The organism is Parabacteroides caeci, assembly GCF_023656795.1.
GTDB lineage: Bacteria > Bacteroidota > Bacteroidia > Bacteroidales > Tannerellaceae > Parabacteroides > Parabacteroides segnis.
This window is the reverse complement of record NZ_JAMOKT010000118.1, coordinates 1-8,475: the sequence shown is the minus strand read 5'-3', so window position 1 is coordinate 8,475 and position 8,475 is coordinate 1. Positions and strand designations below refer to the sequence as shown.

General features: G+C 46.4%; 7 protein-coding genes. All 7 read right to left on the bottom strand.

Going from position 1 to position 8,475, the window contains the following annotated elements; translation table 11 throughout:
• Positions 1-85: 85 nt before the first annotated feature.
• A complete protein-coding gene (locus NBH15_RS28560) occupies positions 86-484 on the bottom strand; it encodes a hypothetical protein (RefSeq protein WP_250824156.1) in 399 nt (132 codons plus the stop codon).
• Between the two features lie 9 nt (positions 485-493).
• Positions 494-1,093, bottom strand: a complete 600-nt coding sequence (locus NBH15_RS28555; RefSeq protein WP_250824155.1) for a hypothetical protein — start codon at positions 1,091-1,093, stop codon at positions 494-496.
• A gap of 5 nt (positions 1,094-1,098) precedes the next feature.
• Positions 1,099-1,593: an RNA polymerase sigma factor gene (locus tag NBH15_RS28550; RefSeq protein WP_128132787.1), complete on the bottom strand. Its 495-nt coding sequence runs from the start codon at positions 1,591-1,593 to the stop codon at positions 1,099-1,101.
• A gap of 215 nt (positions 1,594-1,808) precedes the next feature.
• A complete protein-coding gene (locus tag NBH15_RS28545; protein WP_443146965.1) occupies positions 1,809-3,296 on the bottom strand; it encodes a UxaA family hydrolase in 1,488 nt (495 codons plus the stop codon).
• Positions 3,296-4,735 (bottom strand): tagaturonate reductase, encoded by a 1,440-nt coding sequence (locus NBH15_RS28540; protein ID WP_250824154.1) that lies wholly within the window; start codon positions 4,733-4,735, stop codon positions 3,296-3,298. The genes NBH15_RS28545 and NBH15_RS28540 overlap by 1 nt, the downstream gene beginning before the upstream one ends.
• A gap of 7 nt (positions 4,736-4,742) precedes the next feature.
• Positions 4,743-7,262: an alpha/beta fold hydrolase gene (locus NBH15_RS28535; RefSeq protein ID WP_244050369.1), complete on the bottom strand. Its 2,520-nt coding sequence runs from the start codon at positions 7,260-7,262 to the stop codon at positions 4,743-4,745.
• 67 nt (positions 7,263-7,329) lie between these two features.
• Complete coding sequence (locus NBH15_RS28530; RefSeq protein WP_128132790.1) at positions 7,330-8,346, bottom strand: zinc-binding alcohol dehydrogenase family protein; 1,017 nt, start codon at positions 8,344-8,346, stop codon at positions 7,330-7,332.
• Between the last annotated feature and the right edge of the window lie 129 nt (positions 8,347-8,475).

The window sequence follows — 8,475 nt, the reverse complement described above, 5'->3', positions numbered from 1 at the left end:
AAGCTATATCGTTATTAGTTAATAATGAATTTGATACAATACAAAGTTAACTAAAATGGTATAGCTTTTGTAGTGCTATCTCGTGCTATCCGTCTTTTCCGATTTTAAACATAGGAACTATATCTTCTGCTTCCTGAACAGGCGTATATTTCGCATATTGGGCAGAATCTACTTCTACAAATAAAGGTGATATTTTGCCAGTTTTACACCCTCGACGGTTATAAGTAAAAAACGCCATTCCTTCATTGCAAAAGCCATTTGCAAGCTCATCGAAAAAATTGAATGTTGGTCTTTTGGTCAGATAAGTAGTAGGTCCCGTACCAGAAATACAAAATATAATTGTTTTTACTTCATTCTCTGGCAGGCAGAGTCGAGCTTCAATTATTTCTCCGTCATTTAACGGGATTGTCTTGATTTCCGGAATAAATGCAAAAGTGCTGCTGCTTAGCAAAAATAGGAATAGGCTGATAATAACTTGTTTCATACGTATATTTTATTTGTTTGAATCTTCCAATTGTTTATAGAGATCTTTTAGTTCATGAAGAGCTTTCTGATAATTTCGGTTTAGGGAACGTCTTACTATCAAAAGGTAAATGATAAGTCCGAGCGGAATAATAATGACAGTCAAAATGCCGGGAGTAACATTTGCCGTTATTTGATAAAAAACATAGAAACCTATTGAAAACAGAAAAGAACATGTATATATGACCAAATTATATTTGGTGTTAAATCTTATCTTGTTCTCAAATTCCTTTATTCGATATTCCAGCCATTCTTTTACAGGCTTGCTATTAGTATATTTCCGCATTTTGTAAGCAGAGTGTTCCCAAAGCAGATAAGAAACAGATAATATAACTAAAGCACTGACATCTAAGAGCATTCCTTCCATACTCTGCTTTCTTAAAAACAATGTTGCGATGAGATATACAATCACAGTGATGATGACGAGTCGAAGAATAGTTCCGGGATATATTGCCTTGATTGATTTTCTTACAGATTTAACCACCATTTCGCTTAGCTCTTCCTCGGAATATGGTTTCATATCCTTTACTGCTTCTGTTTTCCAAATATCTTTAATGTCATTTGTTTCCATAGGGCTTACTTTTTTAATTGTTTTTGTAATCGGTTCTTTAGCCTGTGAATTTTCATTCCGATGTTGGAACTGCTCATTCCGACTATTTCAGCTATTTCCTCATAACTATAATCTTCCATGTAAAGCAACATGATCGATTTATCTATTTCATTCAGTTTATACAGAGCGTTTATAAGCCTTTGGTAGTTCTCGTTCTGTTCTTGTTGCTCATTGGGAGTGGCCATCTCCATATCGAGCGCAGAATCAGAAGCATCGCAAAACTCGATCCGGCTATCCTGTCTGATCTTTGAAATAGAAGTGTTTATAGCTACTGCATAAATCCATGAAGCCGGTTTCTCTTTGTTTTGTAACGATGGGAAAGAACGCCAAAGCTGATAGACGACTTCCTGGAAATTATCCTCTTTGTCTATTTTCGACTTAAAATATATCTGATTCACCTTATGGATAATTCCTTGGTAAGCAGACAATATCTTTAGAAATTCTTTCTGGTTTGACTTCATTTGTTTGAACTTTATTATATAGTCGGAGAAAAGAGGTTTTTATAACAAAGTTGATGGAGAAAATGTATTTCTTTTATATATAAGGCCGAAAGTAGTCTACTAAAAACATTAACTACGCTACAATGTTAAAAGTGTTTCACCCTAATGAAACAGTAGTTTCTATATGAAGAAACATTTGTTTCATTAGGGTGAAACACTTTTTATATGCTAGCCGCTTAGAGAGTGATTCCGGATTTGAAGATGGCAATTTCCCGGTATCCTTTCTTTTCGTTGTTTACGAAACGGCCTCCGGCGACCTCCAATATGAATCGGATAAACTGCTCGCTGAGGGTTTCCATCGATTCACCTTCCACCAACGTTCCGGCATTAAAGTCAATCCAGCCGGGTTTGTTTTCCGATAGAGCGGTGTTTGTCGAAATCTTGACAGTGGGGATAAACGTGCCGAAAGGCGTTCCGCGTCCGGTGGTGAAGAGTACTATATGGCAACCGGAAGCCGCCAGAGCTGTGCTGGCTACCAGGTCATTGCCCGGGGCGCTTAACAGGTTCAGTCCGCGGGTGGTTAGCCGGTCTCCGTACATGAGGACATCTTTTACTCCGGATTTACCGGACTTTTGCGTGCATCCCAATGATTTTTCTTCCAGTGTGGAGATTCCTCCGGCTTTATTTCCCGGCGAGGGATTCTCATAGACCGGCTGCTTGTTTTCCAGGAAATAGGCTTTGAAATCGTTAATCAGACGGACGGTTTTGCTGAATAACTCTTCTGTCGCGCAACGGTTCATCAGCAATGTTTCCGCACCGAACATTTCGGGGACTTCCGTCAGGACGGTTGTTCCTCCCTGTGCAACCAGGAAGTCGGAAAATACACCCAGCAACGGATTGGCCGTGATGCCGGAGAAACCGTCCGAACCACCGCATTTCAGTCCGACGCGCAGTTCGCTCATGGGAATGGCTGTCCGTTTATCGGCCGAGGCGATTGTGTATAATTTCCGCAGGATATTCATTCCTTCTTCGTGTTCATCCTTTACCTGCTGGCAAACCATGAAACGGATACGTTCGGTATCGTATTCTCCAAGAAATTCGCGGAAAGCATCCGGCTGATTGTTTTCGCAGCCTAGTCCGACGATTAACACGGCGCCGGCATTCGGATGCTTCACCATGTCACGTAATATCTTACGGGTATTTTCGTGGTCGTTGCCTAATTGTGAACAACCGTAATTATGGGGGAAGGCGACGATGGCATCGACGTCTTTTCCTGAAGTTTCCTGCCGGAGCGTTTCTGCCAGTTGGTTTACGATGCCATTCACACAGCCTACCGTAGGGATAATCCATATCTCGTTACGGATTCCCACATCGCCGTTCCTGCGGCGGTAGCCGTTAAAGGTCAGACCTTTGTCGGGAATGTCCAAAGTCGTGTCCTGCGGTTGCCAGGTATAGTCCTGCAAACCTTCCAGATTTGTTTTGATATTTTTCTCGTTTACCAGGGAGCCTGTGGGTATATCCTTCCGGGCATGTCCGATAGGGAAACCATATTTGATGATGGACTCGCCTGTTTTAAAGTCTTGCAGCGCCACTTTGTGACCGGCCGGAATTTCTTCGCGGACAGTGACGGTGGTGGTTCCGACAGTTATATTATCTCCTGCCGATAGCGTATCGACGGCTACGACCACATTATCGGCAGGGTTTATTTGGATGTATTTTTTCATCAGAGAATCTCTTTTACGACTTCGCGCATTCCTTTTTCCTGAATGGCATCCAGGTAGTAGACTATTTTATCGGCCAAGCCGGGTATTCCGTTCAGGTCTTCTCCCCAAATCTCTTCTGCTGCCAGGATTTTACCGGCAACTTCCCGCGTGGAACCTGTCGCCCAGAGGGTTTTCATCAGGGAGATGTTTTTGGGGTCGTCATTCGGAACGATTGCAGTTCCGTCTGTCCGGTTGCCACCTTTGTAGTAGGTTAAAATGGCTGCCAGTCCCAGGACGAGCCCTTCCGGAAGTTTTCCTTTCCGTTTCAGATATTCTTTCAATCCCGGCAGGTCGCGTGTCTGGAATTTTGGGAAAGAGTTCAGCATGATGGAAGTAACCTGATGGTCGACAAACGGGTTGTTGAAACGTTCCAATACATCGTTGGCGAACTTTTCCAGTTCCGCTTTAGGTAGGTTCAGTGTTTCCATTAGTTCCTCGAACATTACCTTACGGATGTATTTTCCGATGACTTCATCCTGACAGGCATCCCGCACGATGTCAATTCCCGACAGGAAGGCAACCGGCGACAGGACAGTGTGCGGGCCGTTCAGCAGCGTCACTTTCCTTTCATGATACGGCGCTTCGGATGGGACAAACAGGACATTCAGCCCCGCTTTGTCGGCAGGAAATTCGTTGGCAATCTCCTGTGGCGCTTCGATAACCCATAGATGGAATATCTCAGCCTGCACCACCAGGTTATCGTTGTATTGCAGTTTCTCTTTGATCGCGTCGATGTCTTTGCGGGGGAAGCCGGGGACGATGCGGTCGACTAAAGTGGCATAAACGTCGCAGGCTTCTTCAAACCAATTCCTGAACTCTTCACCCAGTTGCCATAAGTCGATATACTGGTAAATCGTTTCCTTCAGTTTGTGTCCGTTCAGGAAGATGAGTTCGCAGGGAAAGATGATCAAGCCTTTGCTTTTATCTCCGTTGAACGTTTTGAAGCGGTGGTATAATAATTGAGTTAGTTTGCCGGGATAGGAAGCTGCCGGAGCATCCTCCAACCGGCAGGCCGGATCGAAAGTGATTCCGGCTTCGGTCGTATTGGAGATGACAAAACGTATTTCCGGTTGTTCCGCCAGCCGGATGAATGCTTCGAAATCCGTGTAGGGATTCAGTGAGCGGCTGATCACGTCGATCAGTTCGAGACTGTTGACGGTTTCGCCTTTATCCAATCCCTGAAGATTGACATGATACAGGTTGTCCTGCTTGTTCAACATATCGACCATCCCTTTTTCAATAGGCTGGACGACTACGACATTGCTGTTGAAGTCAGCTTTTGCATTCATATTCCAGATAATCCAGTCTACAAATGCCCGGAGGAAGTTACCCTCGCCAAACTGTATGATGCGTTCCGGCCGGGTGGTGACCGGAACGTTTTGTTTATTTAATTCTTTCATTTTACTTTTATCTGTTTACGACGAAGTTACGTATCTGGCATTCCGTACCGAGTGAATCGGGATTCTTGTCTTTCGAGATGCGAAGTACCAGTTTATGGGTTGTGTCGTCTAATTCTGTTTCAAACATATATACCCAGGGGATATAAAGATATTTGCTCCATTGAGTGAAAGTATCCAACTTTTTGAATGGGGCACCGTCGATACTGTATTCAAGGATGCCTGCTGTCGGGCCGGGAGTACAGAAGATACCGATTGCCTTTCCTGTGAAATCGAGTGTCAGTTTGTCTCCGGGACGGGTTGCTTCGAGCATCGGTACGTCTGCGAATCCTCTCCGTTTTTCGTATTTGTTGTCCGGTCGCCAGGAAGAAACGTATTTCCAACCTTTATTCAGCTTCGCTTCTTTCAGGTCGATGAAATCACCTTTGTAATAACTGTATTCGTCGAGCGGTTGTTCCGGAATCTCATGGGCAACCACTGGGCTGTCGGGAGTAATTCCTTTCCACATGCTGTCGAACAGGTGGTTGATGGCTGCGGCATAGAATGTATGTCCGAACGGGAGCGGATGGGTTCCGCCGAACTGTTCCCAGGTGAACTCGCCATCCTGCATCCGTTCGCCTATTTCCTGCACGAGGTTGACTGACGGGATGAGGTAATGGTTGGCTACCCGTTCATGGTTTAGGACTACGTCTGGCTGTTGCTTTTTCGCTACCATCGGGATAAACGGGTCGTAGATGAAATGCAACATGATAATGTCCATTTCAGGATTGCTCAGTAACGCATGACGTACTTCGCCTTCCATGCCGCGCACCTGTTCCAGTGGGGTAAAATAGTTTGTATGGTCGTTTACGGCTGCTTCAACGAATAGCAAATCTATCTTTCCTTTCGACAGCACGTCATTTTGCAGGCGGAAAGACCCCGGTGTCGTACCGGTAGAACCGATGCCGGCTTCCACGAACTCGAATGTGGTGTAGGGGAAACGTTGTTGCAACTGCTTTTCAATCCTGTTCTTCCAACCGTTCATCTCCGTAATGGAACCGCCCAAGAAGGCGACGCGGCCTTTACGTTCTTTCTCAAACTTGACGAATGAGTTTTGCAGGCTGCCGCGCACATTGTAATGCAGGTACTTTTCATATTCCGGCTGATGGCGGAGGATAAAGTCCACGACAGGTTCCGGGTTTTCGAGGCTGTGCGGATGGTGGTCCACACCCGGTTTGATAATCACTTCAACCGGTCCGCCCAGTGCCAGGTAACGGGAACGGACTACGTCCATATTGTCTTTGAAAGGAACCACCTTGTCTGCATCTCCGCAAACGCTGATGATAGGGATACCAGCTTTAGCCAATGGTTCCAGGTTGTCAATCGGGTTGCCTTTGAATGAATTCATCTCTTCGTCCGTCAGGTTCCATTCCTTCAACAGGTCGTTCCATAATGCTGCATTTTTTCTTCCCGGCCAGCTGAATACGTTGCAGACGGGAGCGTCGATATAGATACAGGCTATTTTGTCCGTATTTTTGGCAGCCCAGTTCAAAGCATACAGTCCGCCACGGCTGAATCCTTCCAGGGTTACTTTCGGTGAAAGTCCGTAATAGTCTTTCATGTAGTTATAGAAGTCCGTACCCCATGCAACGGCACGCGGGTTGCCGTAACAGTGTGTCACATCATAATAGGCAACATGGAATCCTTTTTCCAGCAGGGCCTTATCTACGCTGGGGAAAGCGTTGAAGAAGGCGGGACGCCAAATCCATGGGTTCCCTTTGGCTGCCTGTTTCGGTACAACGACGATTGCATCGCGTCCTTTGAACTGAAAGTCGTAACGGTCGCATCCGTTCCACTCGCTTTTGAAACCGGGAAAGGCCTGCATCCGGTGGGATGATTCCTGTCCGGTGATTGCCTTGTACACCGTTTCCGCAATCTTATGTGCTCCGACAGGGTCGGGATGCACGTTGTCAGGAAAATGCTCTTTCATACCGCTTAGAGCCGTGTGTAAATCGATGACCGGTAATTTGTTTCTTTTCGCAACCTGGTCGATTACAGGGATAACGCCATGTTCGATAATACTGTCGTTAATACTGTACTGTACCTGGTAGGCCTTGGGTGGATAGCACAGGTAGATTTTCGGCTTGGACGGTATCGCCTTGAAGGCGCTGACCATTGTCTGAATATCCTTGGGCAGGTCTGCCTTGTATTTCCAGTTGAACGATTTGGAATCGTTTGTTCCCAATTTGATAACGACGATGTCTGGATTGTACTTTAAGGCATCCTGAAACATCTGCTCTTTCATGTACGGATGATCGCCTTTCATCAGCATGGTACGGGCACTGAACCCGAAGTTGCGGACTTCATAACCCCGTCCGAGCATTTGCCCGAGAACCGACGGGTAACTGTCACGGTCGCGGTTCGCAATACCAGATCCGAAAGTAATACTGTTTCCTACACAAGCCACCCGAATCACTTCGGCAGCCTCCTGCGCCCAGCCGTTCAGGCCGGCGATTAAAATAAATACAATTAGATTGATTAGCTTTTTCATGGTAACTTATCTCGATTCATGATTATTGTTAGAGAAACCTTGCGAAGGTAATGAATTTTTTGATATCTCAGAACTTTACAAGAATACGAAATACTTTCCCGGGGTCGGCACTCCATTCCTGCATGGCTGTCAGCGCCTCTTCGGGTGTTACTATTCTGGAAATTAAGTCTTCACGCGGACAACTGCCCTGTTGGAGATAACGGACTACGGCCCTGAAATCTTCTGGCAGTGCATTGCGCGACCCCCGTATATCCAGTTCTTTCTGCACGAAGTATTTGGTCTGGAAAGTCACTTCGCTTTTGGCATAGCCGATGCATACCACCCGGCCGGTGAATGCGACTTCATTCACTGCCGTTACATATGTGGCTGGACTTCCAACGGCTTCGACAACTACGTCCGGTCCCAGCCCATCCGTCATTTCCAGCAAACGTTCATGTACATTCTCCGTGCGTGAATTGATGGTGTAACGGGCACCGATGCGTTTGGCCAGTTCCAGCTTATCATCATCCAGGTCCATCGCGATGACGGTAGCTCCCCGCAGGGCGGCACGTACGATTGCTCCGCAGCCAATCATTCCGCAGCCGATTACCAGGACTGTGTCGATATCGGTTACCTGTCCGCGGGATACGGCATGGAAACCGACGCTCATCGGTTCAATCAGGGCACAGTCGCGGGGAGAAATGCCGGCTGCCGGGATGACCTTCTGCCAGGGGAGCGACAGGTATTCGCCCATGGCGCCGTTGCGTTGTACGCCGAACGTCTCATTATATTCGCAGGCATTTACCCGACCGTTGCGGCAGGCGGCACATGTACCGCAGTTGGTGTAAGGGTTGACGGTTACGCTCATGCCCGATTCGAATCCGGCGGGGACGTCTGGGCCGACTGCTTCGATTACGGCTCCGACTTCATGTCCGGGAATGACTGGGAGTTTTACCATCGGGTTACGTCCCAGGAATGTGTTCAGGTCGGAACCGCAGAATCCGACAAACTTGATTTTCAGAAGAACTTCACCGCTCTTTGCTTCCGGTTTCGCTATATCGACCACCTGCAATGCTGAGGGAGCGGGAATTTGTATTGCTTTCATATACATTATCACTAGTGTCCCGTTAAAATCGGGACGAGTTATTAATTAATCAAATAATCCCGGAATAAGGGGATTAAATTGTTCTTTGACATCATTGAAATTAGTCTTATTAAACAGCTCTTGTAAATG